Origin of the sequence: Isoptericola sp. NPDC057391 (assembly GCF_042668085.1) — a bacterium.
Lineage (GTDB): Bacteria > Actinomycetota > Actinomycetes > Actinomycetales > Cellulomonadaceae > Isoptericola.
The window spans coordinates 25,949-42,467 of sequence record NZ_JBHVBO010000021.1; the positions used below are offsets into that span (position 1 = coordinate 25,949).

General features: G+C 73.5%; 17 protein-coding genes. All 17 read right to left on the reverse strand.

Features of this window, described 5'->3' with window-relative positions; genetic code table 11:
* Positions 1-37: 37 nt before the first annotated feature.
* Positions 38-2,401, reverse strand: a complete 2,364-nt coding sequence (locus ACFUVW_RS05190; protein WP_430570285.1) for a RelA/SpoT family protein — start codon at positions 2,399-2,401, stop codon at positions 38-40.
* 53 nt (positions 2,402-2,454) lie between these two features.
* Positions 2,455-3,072 (reverse strand): adenine phosphoribosyltransferase, encoded by a 618-nt coding sequence (locus ACFUVW_RS05195; protein ID WP_430570286.1) that lies wholly within the window; start codon positions 3,070-3,072, stop codon positions 2,455-2,457.
* 12 nt (positions 3,073-3,084) lie between these two features.
* Positions 3,085-4,182, reverse strand: coding sequence for a protein translocase subunit SecF (secF, locus tag ACFUVW_RS05200; protein WP_430570287.1), 1,098 nt, complete (start codon positions 4,180-4,182; stop codon positions 3,085-3,087).
* Positions 4,182-6,224, reverse strand: coding sequence for a protein translocase subunit SecD (gene secD / locus ACFUVW_RS05205; protein ID WP_430570288.1), 2,043 nt, complete (start codon positions 6,222-6,224; stop codon positions 4,182-4,184). Before secD ends, secF begins: the two co-directional genes overlap by 1 nt.
* A 187-nt stretch (positions 6,225-6,411) precedes the next feature.
* Positions 6,412-6,864: a preprotein translocase subunit YajC gene (yajC, locus tag ACFUVW_RS05210; RefSeq protein WP_430570289.1), complete on the reverse strand. Its 453-nt coding sequence runs from the start codon at positions 6,862-6,864 to the stop codon at positions 6,412-6,414.
* A gap of 142 nt (positions 6,865-7,006) precedes the next feature.
* Positions 7,007-8,158, reverse strand: a complete 1,152-nt coding sequence (gene ruvB / locus ACFUVW_RS05215) for a Holliday junction branch migration DNA helicase RuvB (protein ID WP_430570290.1) — start codon at positions 8,156-8,158, stop codon at positions 7,007-7,009.
* On the reverse strand, positions 8,103-8,741 hold the full coding sequence (gene ruvA, locus ACFUVW_RS05220) for a Holliday junction branch migration protein RuvA (protein WP_430570291.1): 639 nt from the start codon (positions 8,739-8,741) through the stop codon (positions 8,103-8,105). The genes ruvB and ruvA overlap by 56 nt, the downstream gene beginning before the upstream one ends.
* A gap of 109 nt (positions 8,742-8,850) precedes the next feature.
* A complete protein-coding gene (gene ruvC / locus ACFUVW_RS05225) occupies positions 8,851-9,441 on the reverse strand; it encodes a crossover junction endodeoxyribonuclease RuvC (RefSeq protein ID WP_430570292.1) in 591 nt (196 codons plus the stop codon).
* Between the two features lie 203 nt (positions 9,442-9,644).
* Positions 9,645-10,403, reverse strand: a complete 759-nt coding sequence (locus tag ACFUVW_RS05230; protein ID WP_430570293.1) for a YebC/PmpR family DNA-binding transcriptional regulator — start codon at positions 10,401-10,403, stop codon at positions 9,645-9,647.
* A 7-nt stretch (positions 10,404-10,410) separates the two neighbouring features.
* Complete coding sequence (gene pdxT, locus ACFUVW_RS05235; protein WP_430570294.1) at positions 10,411-11,085, reverse strand: pyridoxal 5'-phosphate synthase glutaminase subunit PdxT; 675 nt, start codon at positions 11,083-11,085, stop codon at positions 10,411-10,413.
* The gene (locus ACFUVW_RS05240) at positions 11,082-11,648 is read right to left on the reverse strand and encodes an NUDIX hydrolase (protein WP_430570295.1); all 567 of its coding nucleotides are present in this window, start codon (positions 11,646-11,648) and stop codon (positions 11,082-11,084) included. Before ACFUVW_RS05240 ends, pdxT begins: the two co-directional genes overlap by 4 nt.
* Positions 11,645-12,565, reverse strand: a complete 921-nt coding sequence (pdxS, locus tag ACFUVW_RS05245; protein WP_430545412.1) for a pyridoxal 5'-phosphate synthase lyase subunit PdxS — start codon at positions 12,563-12,565, stop codon at positions 11,645-11,647. Before pdxS ends, ACFUVW_RS05240 begins: the two co-directional genes overlap by 4 nt.
* 69 nt (positions 12,566-12,634) lie before the next feature.
* Complete coding sequence (locus ACFUVW_RS05250; RefSeq protein WP_430570296.1) at positions 12,635-13,222, reverse strand: hypothetical protein; 588 nt, start codon at positions 13,220-13,222, stop codon at positions 12,635-12,637.
* The gene (locus ACFUVW_RS05255) at positions 13,219-14,472 is read right to left on the reverse strand and encodes a glycosyltransferase family 4 protein (RefSeq protein WP_430570297.1); all 1,254 of its coding nucleotides are present in this window, start codon (positions 14,470-14,472) and stop codon (positions 13,219-13,221) included. Before ACFUVW_RS05255 ends, ACFUVW_RS05250 begins: the two co-directional genes overlap by 4 nt.
* Complete coding sequence (locus ACFUVW_RS05260; RefSeq protein ID WP_430570298.1) at positions 14,469-15,431, reverse strand: phosphatidylinositol mannoside acyltransferase; 963 nt, start codon at positions 15,429-15,431, stop codon at positions 14,469-14,471. Before ACFUVW_RS05260 ends, ACFUVW_RS05255 begins: the two co-directional genes overlap by 4 nt.
* Positions 15,431-16,087 (reverse strand): phosphatidylinositol phosphate synthase, encoded by a 657-nt coding sequence (gene pgsA, locus ACFUVW_RS05265; RefSeq protein WP_430570299.1) that lies wholly within the window; start codon positions 16,085-16,087, stop codon positions 15,431-15,433. The genes ACFUVW_RS05260 and pgsA overlap by 1 nt, the downstream gene beginning before the upstream one ends.
* The coding region (locus ACFUVW_RS05270) for an HIT family protein (protein ID WP_430570300.1) at positions 16,087-16,519 on the reverse strand (433 nt) is incomplete at its 5' end. The genes ACFUVW_RS05270 and pgsA, both read right to left, overlap by 1 nt.

Here is a 16,519-nt window from a genome sequence, read left to right on the forward strand (position 1 = left end):
CCCGCGCTGTCAGACCCGCCCAGGCTGCCCTGTGCTGTCAGACGCCCGCGGACTCCTGGTGCACGTCGGCGGCCTTCGTGCCGGTGATCCGGTAGACGTCGAAGACGCCGTCCACCTTGCGCACCGCGGTGAGCACCTGCTGCAGGTGGCCCGGCTCCGCCATCTCGAAGACGAACTTCGACAGCGCGATCCGGTCGGACGACGTCGAGACCGTCGCCGACAGGATGTTGACGTGGTAGTCGGACAGCACCTTCGTGACGTCGGACAGCAGCCGTGAGCGGTCGAGCGCCTCCACCTGGATCTGCACCAGGAACATCGTGTTCGCGCCGGTCGTCCAGGACACGTCCACCATCCGCTCCGGCTGCGCCTTCGCGAGCTGCTCCGCGTTGGAGCAGTCCGCGCGGTGCACGCTGACGCCCGCCCCGCGGGTCACGAAGCCGACGATCGAGTCCCCGGGTACCGGGGTGCAGCACTTGGCGAGCTTGACCCAGATGTCGTCCACGCCCTTGACGACCACGCCCGGGTCGCCGGTGCGGCCCCGACGCGAGGGGCGGCCGGGGGCCGCGACCTCCGCGGCGTCCTCCTCGGTGCCCTCCTCGCCCCCCAGGGACTTGACCAGCAGGTCGACGACGTGAGGCGCAGACGCGTGGCCCTCGCCCACCGCCGCGTACAGCGCGGAGACGTCGGCGTAGCGCATGTCGTTCGCCAGCCCGACGAGCGCCTCGTGACTGAGCAGGCGCTGGATCGGCAGGTTCTGCTTGCGCATCGCCTTGGTGATGGCGTCCTTGCCCTGCTCGATCGCCTCCTCGCGCCGCTCCTTGGTGAACCACTGGCGGATCTTGTTGCGGGCACGCGCCGACTTCACGAACGCGAGCCAGTCCCGCGACGGGCCCGCGGACTCCGCCTTCGAGGTGAGGATGTCGACCGTGTCGCCGTTCTGCAGCGTCGAGTCCAGCGGCACGAGGCGCCCGTTGACGCGCGCGCCCATCGTGCGGTGGCCCACCTCGGTGTGCACCGAGTAGGCGAAGTCGACCGGCGTGGCGCCGGCGGGCAGCGCCATGACCTCGCCCTTCGGCGTGAAGACGTACACCTCCGCGCCGCCGATCTCGTAGCGCAGCGAGTCGAGGAACTCGCTCGGGTCGGCGGTCTCGCGCTGCCAGTCCACGAGCTGGCGCAGCCAGGCCATGTCGTTGGCGCGCGGGTCGTCCGACGCGGCCTTGCCGGCGGGCGCCATCTGCTTGTACTTCCAGTGCGCGGCCACGCCGTACTCCGCGCGGCGGTGCATGTCGTGCGTGCGGATCTGGATCTCGACCGGCTTGCCGCCCGGGCCCACCACCGTCGTGTGCAGCGACTGGTACATGTTGAACTTCGGCATCGCGATGTAGTCCTTGAACCGGCCCGGGACCGGGTTCCAGCGCGCGTGGAGCGCGCCGAGCACCGCGTAGCAGTCCCGCACCGTGTCCACGAGGACGCGCGTGCCGACGAGGTCGTAGATCTCCGCGAAGTCGTGCCCGCGCACGATCATCTTCTGGTAGATCGAGTAGTAGTGCTTGGGCCGGCCCGTCACGGTCGCCTTGATCTTCGCGCTGCGCAGGTCGGCGGAGATCTGCTCGCGCACCACCGACAGGTACTCCTCGCGGGCCGGCGCACGCTCCGCCACCAGGTGCACGATCTCGTCGTACACCTTGGGGTACAGGGTCTGGAAGGACAGGTCCTCCAGCTCCCACTTGATCGTGTTCATGCCGAGCCGGTGCGCCAGCGGGGCGTAGATCTCGAGCGTCTCGCGCGCCTTGCGCTGCGCGGAGTTGCCGGAGACGTACTTCCAGGTGCGGGCGTTGTGCAGGCGGTCGGCGAGCTTGATGACCAGCACGCGGATGTCCTTGGCCATCGCCACGACCATCTTGCGCACGGTCTCCGCCTGGGCGGCGTCGCCGTACTTCACCTTGTCCAGCTTGGTGACGCCGTCGACGAGCATGGCGATCTCCTCGCCGTACTCGCGCGTCAGCTCGTCGAGCCCGTAGTCCGTGTCCTCGACCGTGTCGTGCAGCAGCGCGGCCGCCAGGGTCGCGCCGTCGAAGCCGAGCTCGGCGAGGATGGTCGCCACGGCGACCGGGTGCGTGATGTACGGGTCGCCGGACTTGCGCTCCTGGCCCCGATGACATCGCTCGGCCGTCGCGTAGGCGCGCTCGAGCACCGAGAGGTCGGACTTCGGGTGGTTGGTGCGCACGGCCTGGAGGACGGGCTCGAGCGCCGGCGTCGTGGGTGGCGCGCCCCGCACGCCGAGCCGCACGAGCCGGTTGCGCACGCTGCGGCCGGAGCCGCCGCCGCGTCCCGGCGCAGCCCCCTGCCCGGTGGATCCCTGGGGCGCGGCGGCGCGCGCGACCTTCGTCTCGTCGCTCATCTGCGCCTCCTTCCGCAACCACCGTGGGGTCGCCGACGGCCGGGACGGCAAGTCTACGACTCCACGCGCAGCAGAGCCTCGACCGTCCGGCCGGTCAGCCTGTCGCGTCCGCCCAGGCCGGCGAGCTCGAGCAGGAACGCCAGGGCGACCACCTGGCCGCCCGACCGCTCCACCAGCTCGGCCGCCGCGCACGCCGTCCCTCCGGTCGCGAGCACGTCGTCGACCAGGAGAACACGCGCGCCCGCCTCGAGTGTTCCCGTGCGCAGCTCGATCGCCGCGGAGCCGTACTCGAGGTCGTAGTCCACCCGCTCCACCGGCGGCGGCAGCTTGCCCGCCTTGCGCAGCGGCAGGAACCCGACCCCGAGGCGGGTCGCGAGCGGCGCCCCCAGGAGGAAGCCGCGCGCCTCCATGCCCGCCACGACGTCCACGCCGCCGTCGGCGTCGACCAGGCGGGCGAACGCCTCCACGACGTCCGCCAGCGCCGCGCCGTCGGCGAGGAGCGGGGTGATGTCGCGGAACACCACCGGCGGGTGCGGGTAGTCCGGCACGTCGCGGATCAGCGCACGCACCTCCGCGGCGCGCTCGGCGCCGAGGCCGCCCAGCCCGTCGACGACGATGTCGTCCACGGTGCCGCTCGGCAGACCGAGGTCGTCGGCCGTCTCGTCCCTCATGCTCGTCCCGGCTCAGCGGCCGCGCTTGCGGCGCGGCTGGGCACGGTTGCCCTGGTGCTGGCCCGGGATCAGCTGCGCGGACCCGGTCGTGTACGCCGCGACCTCGGCGTCGTGGCCGCCCTCGGCGACCAGGCCGGCGCGCTCCTCGAGGACCGCCTTCGTGTGCGCGGCGATCTTCGGCTCGCGCTCACGCAGGGCGACGTCGAGCGGCGTGGCGAGGAAGAGCGACGACGCCGCGCCTACCGCGATACCGACGAACAGCGACAGCGACAGGTCGCGCAGCGTGCCCGCGCCCAGCAGGAACGCGCCCACGAAGAGGATGCTCGCCACCGGCAGGAGCGCCACGACCGAGGTGTTGATCGACCGCACCAGGGTCTGGTTCACGGCGAGGTTGGCCCGCTCGGCGTAGGTGCTGCGGGTCTGCGTGAGCACGTCCGCCGTGTTCTCGCGGACCTTGTCGAACACGACCATCTTGTCGTAGAGGGAGAAGCCGAGGATCGTGAGGAACCCGATGATGGTCGACGGCGTGACCTCCCAGCCGATCGCCGCGTAGACGCCGGCCGAGATGAGCAGGTCGGCGAGCATCGCGACGATCGCCGCCACGGACATCCGCCAGGCTCGGAAGTACACGGCCATGAACAGCGCCGCGGCGACCACGAACACGACGGTGCCCCACAGCGCGCGGGTCGAGACGCCGGCGCCCCAGGTCGGGCCGACGAACGACGTCGTCACGGCGGACTCGTCGACGTCGTACGCGGTGGCGAGCCCCGTGACCAGGGCGGCCTCCTCGTCCGGGGTGACCTGCTCGGTCTGCACGCGCACCGCCGAGCCGCCCACGATCGCGACGCGGGGCTCCTCGTTCGGGAGCACCTCGTGCACGGCGTCGATGGCCACCTGCTGCTCGGTGGAGGTCACGTCGTTGACCGTGAACTCGGTGCCGCCGCGGAAGTCGATGCCCAGGGTGAGGCCTTTGACGAGGATCACGGCGATCGACGCGACCGCGAGGATGCCCGCCACGGTGAACCAGCGCGCACGGCGCTGCACGATCGGGTAGGACCGCCGGCCCGTGTAGAGGTCATTGCCCCACTGGGCGAATCGCATGCGGGCCATCAGCGGCTCTCCTCGTTCGTGCCGGAGTGGTTCTCACCGGTCGCCGAGGGCGACGTCCCGTCGTCGGGTTCCCTGCCCGGCCCCGTGTCCGCCTCCTCGGCGGCCGCCCGGCGCTCCGCCGCGCGGCGCTCGGCGATCGTGAGCCGTCGTCCGGCGGCGTCGGTCACCGGGGCGGCGGGCGCCTGGCGGGCCCCGCTGTGCACGGCCTGGGCCGGGACGCGCTCGCCCGGCACGTCGGCGTCGGCGGAGCCAGTGTCGGCCCCGTCGGCGGCGGCACCCGCCGCGGCGGGCTGCGGCATCCGCACCCGCCCGGCACCCACGTACCGCGGGCCGGTGCCCGCGCGCAGCCGCTCGGGCGACAGGCCCGACCAGAGGTGGCCGTCCCGGAAGAACGGGATCTTGGTGAGGACCTCCATCATCGGGTGCGTGAACCAGAAGACGACGGCGACGTCGATGATCGTCGTCAGACCCAGCGTGAACGCGAAGCCCTGCACGCCGCCGACGGCGAGGAAGTACAGGATGACCGCGGAGATCAGGTTGACGGCCTTGGCCGCCAGGACCGTGCGCCGGGCGCGTGCCCAGCCCCGCTCGACGGCGTAGGCCAGCGTGCGCCCGTCGCGCAGCTCGTCTCGGATGCGTTCGAAGTACACGATGAACGAGTCGGCCGTGAACCCGATCGCGACGATGAGGCCGGCGACGCCCGCGAGCGAGAGCCGGTAGCCCATCCCCCACGAGAGCAACGCGATCGACACGTAGGTGATCACTCCCGCGACGACCAGCGACGCGACGGTGAGCAGTCCGAGCGTGCGGTACTGCAGCAGCGAGTACACGACGACGAGGGCGAGGCCGATGAGGCCCGCGATCAGACCGTTGCGCAGCTGCTCGGAGCCGAGCGTCGCGGAGATGACCTCCTGGCTCTCGACCGTGTACTGCACCGGCAGCGCGCCGAAGCTCAGCTGGTTCGCCAGCGTGGCCGCGCTGTCGCGGGTGAACGACCCGGAGATCGTCGCCTGGCCGTTGGAGATGATGACGCCCGGGTCGAGGGACGGAGCCGACACGACGAGGCCGTCCAGCACGATGGCGAACTGGTTGCGCGGCGCCTCGAGGCCCTGCAGGCGGGTCGTGGTCTCGCGGAACTCCTTCGTGCCCACGGAGTCGAAGTTGAGGAACACGCCCCACTCGTTGGTGGTGGTGCCGTTCGCGCCCGGGACCAGACCGGAGCTCGCGGACGCGATGTGCACGCCGTCGACCTCCATCGGGCCGAGGATGTACTTCATCCCGTCCTGCTCGCCGCAGGTGACCAGCGGCTTGTCCGGGTCGTCACCGCCGCCGCCCTTGAGGTTGGCAGGGTCGGTGCAGTCCAGCTCCTCGAACTGCTTCTGGATCTCCGGCGTGATCTGCGCCAGGTCGCTCGGGTCGGACGCCGCGGCCTCCTCGCCCTCCGGGGTGGCGGAGGGGGACGGCGACGGGTCGGCGCCGTCGGTCGCGGTCGCCGTCGCGCTCGGCGTGGCCGACGGGTCGGTGTCCGCCGGGACGGACAGCGGCGCACCCGCGCTCTTGCCGCTCGGGGTGTCGCCGGCGGCGTCCTCGGCCCCGGCGTCGTCCGTCGCCGCGTCGCCGGAGTCGGCGCTCGGGGAGGCGGACGGCTGGGGGGTCGGCGTGCCCGCGGCGTACGTCAGGACGGGACGGAAGCGCATCTGCGCGGGCTGCGAGATGAGGTCGATCGTCTCCTGCGACACCTCGCCAGGGATGCCCACGACGATGTTCTGGGAACCCTGCGCGGTGATCTCCGCCTCGGAGACGCCCGAGGAGTCGATGCGCTGGCGGATGACGTTGATCGACTCGTCGATCGTCTCCGACGTGACCTGCGACCCGTCGGTGGTGTCAGCCTTCAGGATCAGCTGCGTGCCGCCCTGCAGGTCGAGCGCCAGCCCCGGTGCCCAGCTCGCGCCGTCCGGGTTGGAGTCGGACTTGGCGTCCCAGAAGACGCCGGCGCCGAGGGCGAGGAACGGCAGGACGATCGTCAGGATCGTGAAGACCACGAGGGTGCGTACCGGACGCGACCGCTTCGTGCGTGAGTTCGCCAACTTCTGTCTCTTCCCGTCTGCGCGCCGCCGCGGGGCCGGCGCGTGATGGCGCCGGCCGGGATCCCCCCGACCGGCGCGTCGTCAGGCCGACGGGCGCGACCGCCCGCCGTCCCATGTCGCTGGTGCTGTCACTTCGGTGCTGTCACTTCGTGGTGCCGGCCTCGCCCTCGTCACGACGCTGCTGCTCCCGGTACTCCCGCTGCGCGGTGTCCAGGCTCGACAGGTCGTCGGGGACGTCGATGTGACCGTCGCCGGAGGTGATCGTACCGGTCGCGGTGGAGTCGGTTGTGACGTCGGTCTCGTCGGCCGCCTCGGCGGGCGCGGCGGGCTCCTCGACCGGCGTGTCGACGCGCTTGGCGATGGCCGCGCGCAGCCAGCGGGTCTGCGCGCCGCCGGGGGCCGTCTCGATGGTGACGGTGTCGGTCGCCTCGTCGATCTCCACGACCGTGCCGAAGAGGCCCGAACCGGTCATGACCTCCTGGCCCGGCGCGAGCTGCGACCGGAACTCGGCCTGCTGCTTCTGCTGCTTGCGCGTCCGCTGGCTCATGAAGAACATGAGGCCGGCGAGGACCACGAAGAGGATGATGAGTTCCACGGAGCGTCCTTGTCTGTCGCTGCCCGACGGTCGTGACCGACCGGGCGTCGGGGGCGCAGGGTCCTGCGCACACGGGCCCCAACGAGCACGGCACCCGTCGAGTTCCGGCCCCGGGCCGTCGGCGGCCGGGGGCGTCCCCAGTCTACTGGGGCGCCCCGCCGTCACCGCCGCCGGCGCCGGACCCGTCGAACAGCGTCCCCCCGAGCGGGGCGCCCCACGCCCCGGGCGGCGGCTCGAGCCCGAGGTGCTCCCAGGCGGCCTGCGTCGCGACGCGCCCGCGCGGCGTGCGGCCCAGGAGCCCCTCGCGCACGAGGTAGGGCTCGGCCACCGTCTCCACGGTGTCGGGCTCCTCCCCGACGGTCATCGCGAGGGTGCCCAGCCCCACGGGGCCGCCGCCGAACCGGCGGCAGACGGCGTCGAGGACGGCGCGGTCCAGGCGGTCCAGCCCGATGGGGTCGACCTCGTAGACCTCCAGCGCCGCCCGGGCGGCCCGCAGGTCGAGGCTGCCGTCCCCGCGCACCTGCGCCCAGTCGCGCACGCGGCGCAGCAGGCGGTTCGCGATGCGGGGCGTGCCGCGCGACCGCCCGGCGATCTCGTGCGCGGCCGCGTGCTGGATGGCGACGCCCAGCAGCCCGGCGGACCGGGTGATGACCCGCTCCAGCTCGTGGGCGTCGTAGAAGTCGAGGTGGCCGGTGAACCCGAACCGGTCGCGCAGCGGCGCGGGCAGCAGGCCCGACCGCGTCGTCGCGCCGACGACGGTGAACGGCGGCAGCGCCAGCGGGATCGCACTCGCGCCCGCCCCCTTGCCGACGACGACGTCGACGCGGAAGTCCTCCATCGCGACGTAGAGCAGCTCCTCGGCGGGGCGCGCCAGGCGGTGGATCTCGTCGATGAAGAGCACCTCGCCCTCCTCGAGCGAGGACAGCACCGCCGCGAGATCGCCCGCGTGCTGGATCGCCGGGCCGCTCGTGACCCGCAGCGACGTGCCCAGCTCTGCCGCGATGATCATCGCCAGCGTCGTCTTGCCGAGCCCGGGCGGCCCCGACAGGAGCACGTGGTCGGGCGACGCGTCCCGTGCCAGCGCGGCCTGGAGCACCAGGGAGAGCTGGTCGCGCACCACGCGCTGCCCGACGAACTCGTCCAGCTTCTTGGGGCGCAGCGCCGCCTCGGCCGCGCGCTCGACGTCGTCGGCCGAGGAGGTGACGAGCCGCTCCCCGCCGTACTCCGGCTCCAGCGGCTCAGCCACGCCGTCCGCCCAGGGAGCGCAGGGCCGCGCGCAGCGTGGCCGCGACATCGATAGGGCCGTTGACGTGCCCGTCGTCGCCGGCGTCCGCGAGGACGCGGTCGACGGTGTCCTGGGCGACCTTGGCCGCCCAGCCCAGGCCGACCAGCGCCTCGACCACCTGGTCGCGCGCCGGGTCTCCCGCCGCGACCGGGGGTGCGTCCGGCACGGCCGCGCCGCCGGCGTCGGGGGACGGCGCGCCCAGCTTGCCGGACAGCTCGAGCACGAGGCGCTGGGCGCTCTTGGGCCCGACGCCGGGGATGCGGCGCAGCGCCGCGAGGTCCTCGGACGCGACGGCGCGACGCAGCGCGTCGGGGGTCAGCACGGCGAGCATGGCGAGCGCGATGCGCGGGCCGACGCCCGAGACCGACTGCGCGGTCTCGAACACCTCGCGCTCGTCCGCCTCGGCGAACCCGAACACCGTCATCGAGTCCTCGCGGACGACGAGCGTGGTGTGCAGCTGCGCCCGCTCCCCGACCCGCAGGCCCGCCAGCGTGCCCGGGGTGGCGTGCACGAGGTACCCGACCCCGCCGACGTCGAGCACGGCCCGCTCCAGCGTCACGTGCGTGACCGTGCCGGTCAGGGAGGCGATCACCCGTGGTCCTTCCGTCGAACCCTCGAACACCCGTACGAGGCGTCACTGTAACAACCGGCGCCGACGCCGGGGCGGCGACACACGCCGCCGGGGACCGGCCGGTGCACGCTCAGCGGCGGGCGCGGGAGGGCGCGCCACGGTGCGAGCTCGTCCGCGCGGTGCGCTCGGCCGCGGCCCAGGCGCGCTGGGCCGGGGTGAGCTCGTTCCGCTCGCCGCCCTGGAGCGCGCCCGACGGCCGCCACAGGTGGGTGACGGCGAGGGCGAGCGCGTCGGCGGCGTCGGCAGGACGCGGCAGCTCGGCCAGCCCGAGGATGCGCGCGATCATGCGCTGCACCTGCTCCTTGTCGGCGCGACCGGACCCTGTGACGGCGGCCTTGACCTCGCTCGGCGTGTGCATCGCGACCGGGACCCCGCGCCGGGCGGCCGCGACCATCGCGAGGCCCGCGACCTGGGCGGTGCCCATCACGGTGCCGCGGTTGTTCTGGGCGAAGACGCGCTCCACGGCGACGACGTCGGGCACCGTGCGCTCGAGCCACTCCTCGAGCCCTTCGGCGACGCGCAGCAGCCGGAGGTCGACGCTCAGCTCGGGCTCGCTGCGCACGACCCCGACGTCGACCATGCGGGCCTTGCGACCCGGCAACGAGTCGACGACGCCGACACCGCACCGGGTCAGCCCCGGGTCCACCCCCAGCACGCGCACGTCGTCACCCTCTCACGCACCCGGCCGAGGTAGTCCGAGATTCGCCGAGGTAGTCCAGATCCCCGCGAGGCAGTTCGACAGACCACGAGGTAGTTCAGCAGGTCGCGAGGTAGTCCGAGGCTGGCGCAGAGAACTACCTCGCGCTCGCCTCGACTACCTCGCGGTGATCTGAACTACCTCGCGGAAAGGGACGGTCGGAGAGATCAGTCCTCGTCGAGGGCGGCCATGACCTCGTCGGAGGCGTCGAAGTTCGCGTAGACGTTCTGCACGTCGTCGCTGTCCTCGAGCGCGTCGATGAGACGCATGATCTTGCGCGCGCCCTCGACGTCGACCTCGACCTCCATGGACGGGTGCCAGATGGAGTCGGCCGAGTCGTACTCGATGCCGGCCTCCTGGATGGCGGTGCGCACGGCGACCAGGTCGGTGGCCTCCGAGAGGACCTCGATGACGTCGCCCTCGTCGCTGACCTCCTCGGCGCCCGCGTCGAGCGCGGCCAGCATGACGTCGTCCTCGGTGACGCCCTCGGCCTTCGGCACCACGACGAGGCCCTTGCGCGAGAACAGGTAGGACACCGAGCCCGGGTCGGCCAGGTTGCCGCCGTTGCGCGAGAACGCGAGGCGCACCTCGGAGGCGGCGCGGTTCTTGTTGTCCGTGAGGCACTCGACGAGGACGGCGATGCCGTTCGCGCCGTAGCCCTCGTACATGATCGTCTGGTAGTCGACGGCGTCGGCGCCCTCGCCGGAGCCGCGCTTGACGGCGCGGTCGATGTTGTCGTTCGGGACCGACGACTTCTTCGCCTTCTGGATGGCGTCGAACAGCGTCGGGTTACCGGCCGGGTCCCCGCCGCCCGTGCGCGCGGCGACCTCGATGTTCTTGATCAGCTTCGCGAAAAGCTTGCCGCGCTTGGCGTCGATCGCCGCCTTCTTGTGCTTGGTCGTGGCCCACTTGGAGTGACCTGACATGCGCTCCCTAACTCCTTCGCGATGCTTGGACGAGCCGGACGAACAACCCGTGCACACGCGCGTCCCCCGTGATCTCCGGGTGGAACGCGGTGGCGAGCAGCCGTCCCTGACGTGCTGCGACGATCTTACCGGCGGCGGGCCCCACCGCGGAGCCGTCCGCCCAGCGGTCCGGGATGCGGGCGAGCACCTCGACGTCCGGGCCCGCCTCCTCGACCCACGGCGCGCGGATGAACGCGGTGCGCACCGGTCGGCCGCCCGGCGCGTCCGAGACGCCCGCGACCTGCAGGTCCGCCTCGAACGAGTCGACCTGACGACCGAACGCGTTGCGCCGCACCACCACGTCCATCCCGCCCAGCGTGCGCTGGTCGGCGGTGCCGCCCTCGATGCGGTCGGCCAGCAGGATCATGCCCGCGCACGAGCCGAACACGGGCAGACCGTCGCCGATCAGGCGCCGCAGCGGGTCGGCCAGCTCGAAGAGCCGCAGCAGCTTGTCGATCGTCGTCGACTCCCCGCCCGGCAGGACGAGCCCGTCCAGCGCCTCCAGCTCGGACGGGCGGCGCACCCCCACCGCGCGCGCCCCTGCCTGCTCCAGAGCCGCGACGTGCTCGCGCACGTCGCCCTGCAGGGCGAGCACGCCGACGGTGGGCCGGGCCGCGCCCGGGGTCGGGACGTCGGTCGTCACCGCCGGAGCTCCTCCGGGTCGGCCGGCTCGTCGTCGTGCTCGACGCCGAGGTGGCGCACGGTGCCGTCCCACCCGGCGGCCAGGGCGTCGACGACGTCCGGCAGGGCGGTTGGGAACACCTCGCGCGTCTCGGCGCGCAGCTCGGCGGTCGTCAGCCAGCGCATCTCGTCGAGCACGTCGCGCTCCTCCGGCGTCCACCCGTCGTCCGTGGGCCGGTGGCCGCCGTCCACGCGCGCCAGGAAGAAGACCTCCTGCTGGCGGCACGTCTCGGCGAAAAAGTGGAAGTACGCGTCGCGGGTCAGCACGGGGCCTACGAGGTCGCCCGGCGCGAGGGCGAGGCCGGCCTCCTCGCGCAGCTCGCGGAGGGCGGCGTCGACCTCGCTCTCGCCGGCGTCGATGCCGCCGCCGACGGTGAACCACCACGACCGGTCGGGCTGGTCGGCGTCGTGTCCGCGCACCAGCAGCACCCGGCCGGCGTCGTCGAGCACGATGACGCGCGCGGCGCGCCGCTGGCGCAGCCCGTCCGGTCCGACCGCCCAGTCGTCGCCGAGGGCGGGCGTCACCAGCCCCGCTCCGCCAGGCGCACCGGCGCCGGCTCGGCCTCGACGTTGATGCCCACCATGGCCTCGCCCAGCCCGCGGGACACCTTGGCGACGACGTCGGGGTCGTCGTGGAAGGTGGTGGCCTGGACGATCGCCTTGGCACGCGCGACGGGGTCGCCCGACTTGAAGATGCCGGAGCCGACGAACACGCCCTCCGCGCCGAGCTGCATCATCATCGCGGCGTCCGCCGGGGTGGCGATGCCGCCCGCGGTGAACAGCACGACCGGGAGCTTCCCGGCCCGCGCGACCTCGGCGACCAGCTCGTACGGGGCCTGCAACTCCTTGGCCGCGACGAACAGCTCGTCCTCCGGGAGCGACGTCAGCCGGCGGATCTGCGCGCGGATCTGCCGCATGTGCGTGGTCGCGTTGGAGACGTCGCCCGTGCCGGCCTCGCCCTTGGAGCGGATCATCGCCGCGCCCTCGGTGATGCGGCGCAGCGCCTCGCCGAGGTTGGTCGCACCGCACACGAACGGCACGGTGAACTGCCACTTGTCGATGTGGTTGGCGTAGTCGGCGGGTGTGAGCACCTCCGACTCGTCGATGTAGTCGACGCCCAGGGACTGCAGCACCTGCGCCTCGACGAAGTGCCCGATGCGCGCCTTCGCCATCACGGGGATCGAGACGGCGTCGATGATGCCGTCGATCATGTCGGGGTCGCTCATGCGGGCGACGCCGCCCTGCGAACGGATGTCGGCGGGCACCCGCTCCAGGGCCATGACGGCGACGGCGCCGGCGTCCTCGGCGATCTTCGCCTGCTCGGGCGTGACGACGTCCATGATGACGCCGCCCTTGAGCATCTCGGCCATGCCGCGCTTGACGCGGGCCGTGCCCACCTCGCCCGCGGGGATCCGGCCGTCGCTGCCGATGGTCTCGCTCAACGCAACCTCGCTCGTGTCGCAGTGGGACGCGTGACCGCTGTCACGCACCGTCCATCCTAGTTCCGCGCGTCAGGCTCCGGAGAGCCCCTCCGGCATCTGGTCGTCCAGCTCGACCGTCCGCGGCAGCGCCGCGTGCCCGGACAGCCGCAGCAGGCGCACGTACCAGGTCCGTCGTGCCCGGCGCGCCTGGGCCACGGCCTCGTTGTGGAACCTCCGCGCCAGCTGGGCGCGGTACCAGGCCGCCGAGAGCTGGCCCAGCAGCTCGTCGCCGTCCGGCGCGCCGCGCAGCTCCGCCAGCGCCTCGTCGTCGCCGAGCGCGGAGCGCAGCGTGGCGGACAGCTCGCTCTCGGCACGCTCGCGGTCGGGGCCGAGACCCTCGAGCGCGAGCTCCGCGCCGGGCGCGGGCGGCGGGGCGGCGTCCTCCACGACGGCGAACGCGGCGTCCGCGACGAGCACGGCCCCCGCCGGGTCGAGCAGCCCCGAGGAGGCCAGGTCGATGGCGGCTCCCGCGCGGCGCGCGAGCTGGGCCTGCAGCGCGATGCGCGACGCGACCACCTTGCGGTGCAGCCGGTCGAGGCGTGAGGCCGAGATCCAGGCGAGCCACACCGCCACGGCCGCGACGACGAGGACGACGAGCGCGAGCTCTGACCAGGTCATGCGCCCTCACCTCCCGCGGCGCGCCGGGTGCGCAGCCAGCCGACGGCGCTCTCCGTCCGCGTCGGTGCCACCGGGGAGCCCAGCGCCTCCCCCGCGGCCACGGCCATCTCGTAGACCGCGAGCACCTGCTCGGTCACCGCGGCCCAGTCGAACCGGCGCACGAACGCCGTGGCGCGCTCCCGCCGCTCCCGGGTGCCGGCGACGTCGCCCAGGGCCTCGAGGACGGTCCGGGCCAGGTCGTCGGGCTCGCCGGTGCGGAACAACCGCCCTGCGGCACCCTCGTCCAGCACCCGGCGGAACGCCCCGAGGTCGCTGGCCACGACGCCGGCTCCGGCGCTCATCGCCTCGACCAGCACGATGCCGAAGCTCTCGCCGCCCGTCTGCGGCGCGACGTACAGGTCCGCCGACGCGAGCAGCGACGCCTTGTCCTCGTCGCTCACGCCGCCGAGGAACTCGAACGACCCGGCGTGCGGGCCGAGCGCCTCGAGCGCCGCGTCCCGGCCGTCGTCGCCCTTGCCGGCCACGAGGAAGCGCGCCCCCGGCACCTGCTCGAGCACCCGCGGCGCCGCCGCGGCGAGCACCTGGAGCCCCTTGCGCGGCTCGTCGAGCCGGCCGAGGAACGCGATCGTCGGCGCCTCGGGGGTGCCGCGCCACCGGTCGGACGGCGCGGCGGCCGCGAAGGTGTCCACGTAGACGCCGTTCGGGATGACGACGGCGTCGCCGCCCACGTGGTCGACGAGGGTACGGCGCGCGTCCTCCGACACGGCGATGCGCCCGGAGATCTTCTCCAGGGACTGCCGCAGCAGCGGGAACGCGACCTGGAGGGCGCGGGACCGCTCCTGGGAGGTGTGGAACGTGGCCACGACGGGCCCTTCGGCCAGCCACAGCGCGAGCATGGACAGGCTGGGCACCATCGGCTCGTGCAGGTGCAGGACGTCGAACTCCCCCGCCTCGAGCCAGCGCCGCACCCGCGCCGCGGTGCGCGGCCCGAACGTCAGGCGCGCGACGGAGCCGTTGTAGCGCACGGGGATCGCACGGCCCGCGGACGTGACGACGTCGGGCACCGGGGTCTCGTCGTCGGCCGGGGCCAGCACCGAGACCTCGTGCCCGGCGCGCTGGAGCGCGCCGGCGAGGTCGCGCACGTGGAACTGGACCCCGCCCGGGGCGTCGAACGAGTACGGACAGACGATGCCGACGCGCAGCGGGCGCGACGGCGTCACGGCCACCGCGGCGTCCGGGACCGCGCTCATGCCTCGCCCGCCTCGGCCTTGGTGCGCGCGTACCGCTCGGCGTCGAGGTCGTCGACGAAGACGCGCTGCAGCATGTGCCAGTCCTGCGTGGACTCCTGCAGGGTGACGGCGATCGCGTCCACCCAGCCCTGCGTCATGCGCGCCACCCGGTCCTTGCGGTGCAGGCCGGAGTCGTCGGGCACCGGGACCGGCGGGTAGAACCGGATGACGATGCCCCAGGCGGTGCCGGCGGCACGCCGGCGCTCGCCGGTGAGGCGCTCGTAGGTGATGCCCACGGGAACGAGCGGGACCTTGGCCGCGAGCGCCAGGGCCGCAGGCCCTGCGGCGACGCGGGCGCGGTGCCCGCACAGGTCCACCTCGACGCCGGACGCCGTGAGGTCGCGGTCGGCGAGCAGCGGGATGATGCTCCCGCCCTTCACGGCGCCGCGCACGAGGTTGCGGAACACGTCGTGGTCGCCCAGCGGCAGCACCTCGATGCCGATCGAGCGGCGGAACTCGACGAACTCGACGAACAGCTCCTCCGGCTTGAGCCGCTCGGCGACCGTCAGGACCGGGGCGATGTGCGGGGTCGCGTAGGCGCCGGCGAGGTCCCAGTTGCCGAGGTGCGCCAGCGCGAGGGACACGCCCTGCCCGTCGGCGACCGGGCCCGCGACGTTCTCGTACCCGTCCACGCGCACGCGCGCGGTGACCTGCTTCGCGGTGGCCCCCTGCAGGGTGAACGCCTCGCGGAAGTACCGCATGTAGGAGCGCATGCCCGCCCTGGTGAGGCGGCGCAGCTCAGGACCGTCGAGGTCGGGGCGCACGCGCGCGTAGTTCGCCTCGAGGCGGCGCACCCCCTCGGTGCGGCGCAGCCACGTGAGGTCGGCGACGGCGGTGAAGGCCGCGCGCAGCACCGGCTCCGGGACCTTGGGCGCGTGGCGCCAGGCGAACGTGTACAGGCGGGCGACGTCGATCCGCATCAGGCCTCCGGGTCGGGGCGGTCGGTGGGTGCGTGCGGGGCGGGCGCGGCGGCCAGCTGCCGGCGGACCGTCGAGACGCGCTGGACGACGGTGACGAGGCTGGCGACGGCGAGCAGGGTCAACGCGATCTCGGTCACGAGCACCGGCAGCCCCACCTGCGTGAACGCGACCGCCACAAGGGCCACGACGAGCCGGTCGGTGCGCTCCGCGATGCCGACGGCGGCCGTCGCCCCCACGCTCTCGGCACGGGCCCGGGCGTACGGCACCACGGACCCGAGCACCAGGCAGGCGAGGGACGCGCCGATCCCCCACGTGGCGTGCGGCAGGTCCGGGTGGAGCACGAACCACAGCGTGATGCCGGCGAAGACGGCGCCGTCCGAGACCCGGTCGAGGGTGGAGTCGAGGAACGCCCCCCACGGCCCGGTGCGGCCCGACAGCCGTGCCATGACGCCGTCCATCGAGTCCGCGAGCGCGAACAGGCCGATGAGGACGCCGCCGAGCAGGACGTGCCCGGCGGGCAGCAGCGTGAGGGCGAGGACGACGACGACCACCGTGCCGGCGATCGTCACGGCGTCCGGCGACACCCCCAGTCTCAGGAGCAGCCGTGCGGGCGGGGTGAACAGCCGCTGCATCGTCGCCCGCAGGCCACCGAGCATCAGCGCCCCCCGTCGGGTTCGCTGCCGGCGTCCGTGCCCGCGCCGGCGGCGGGCCAGGCCGCGGCGAGCCGGGCGTGCGTGTCGGCCAGCAGCTCCGGCAGGGCCTTGGTCTGGCCGACCACGGGCAGGAAGTTCGCGTCGCCCAGCCAGCGCGGCACGACGTGCTGGTGCAGGTGCGCCGCGATGCCGGCGCCCGCGACCTCACCCTGGTTCATCCCGATGTTGTAGCCGGCCGGCCCGTACACCTCGGTGAGGGTGCGGATCGCCGTCTGGGTCATCGTGGCCAGCTCGGTGGTCTCCGACGGCGTGAGGTCGACGTAGCCGGACACGTGCCGGTACGGCAGCACCATGAGGTGACCGGAGTTGTACGGGTACAGGTTCAGCACCACGTAGCACTCGGCCCCGCGGGCGACGACGAGGCCGGCCTCGTCG

What these genes read in the sequence shown, in the direction of transcription:
- ACFUVW_RS05260 (WP_430570298.1), bottom strand. Translation starts at nt 15,431, where the DNA reads ATGCGGATCGACGTCGCCCGCCTGTACACGTTCGCCTGGCGCCACGCG.
- secF (WP_430570287.1), bottom strand. Translation starts at nt 4,182, where the DNA reads ATGGCCCGCATGCGATTCGCCCAGTGGGGCAATGACCTCTACACGGGC.
- ACFUVW_RS05190 (WP_430570285.1), bottom strand. Translation starts at nt 2,401, where the DNA reads ATGAGCGACGAGACGAAGGTCGCGCGCGCCGCCGCGCCCCAGGGATCC.
- ACFUVW_RS05255 (WP_430570297.1), bottom strand. Translation starts at nt 14,472, where the DNA reads ATGAGCGCGGTCCCGGACGCCGCGGTGGCCGTGACGCCGTCGCGCCCG.
- pgsA (WP_430570299.1), bottom strand. Translation starts at nt 16,087, where the DNA reads ATGCTCGGTGGCCTGCGGGCGACGATGCAGCGGCTGTTCACCCCGCCC.
- ruvB (WP_430570290.1), bottom strand. Translation starts at nt 8,158, where the DNA reads ATGTCGCGGCCACGCTGCGCGCGGCCCTGCGCTCCCTGGGCGGACGGC.
- ACFUVW_RS05230 (WP_430570293.1), bottom strand. Translation starts at nt 10,403, where the DNA reads ATGTCAGGTCACTCCAAGTGGGCCACGACCAAGCACAAGAAGGCGGCG.
- ACFUVW_RS05195 (WP_430570286.1), bottom strand. Translation starts at nt 3,072, where the DNA reads ATGAGGGACGAGACGGCCGACGACCTCGGTCTGCCGAGCGGCACCGTG.
- ACFUVW_RS05250 (WP_430570296.1), bottom strand. Translation starts at nt 13,222, where the DNA reads ATGACCTGGTCAGAGCTCGCGCTCGTCGTCCTCGTCGTCGCGGCCGTG.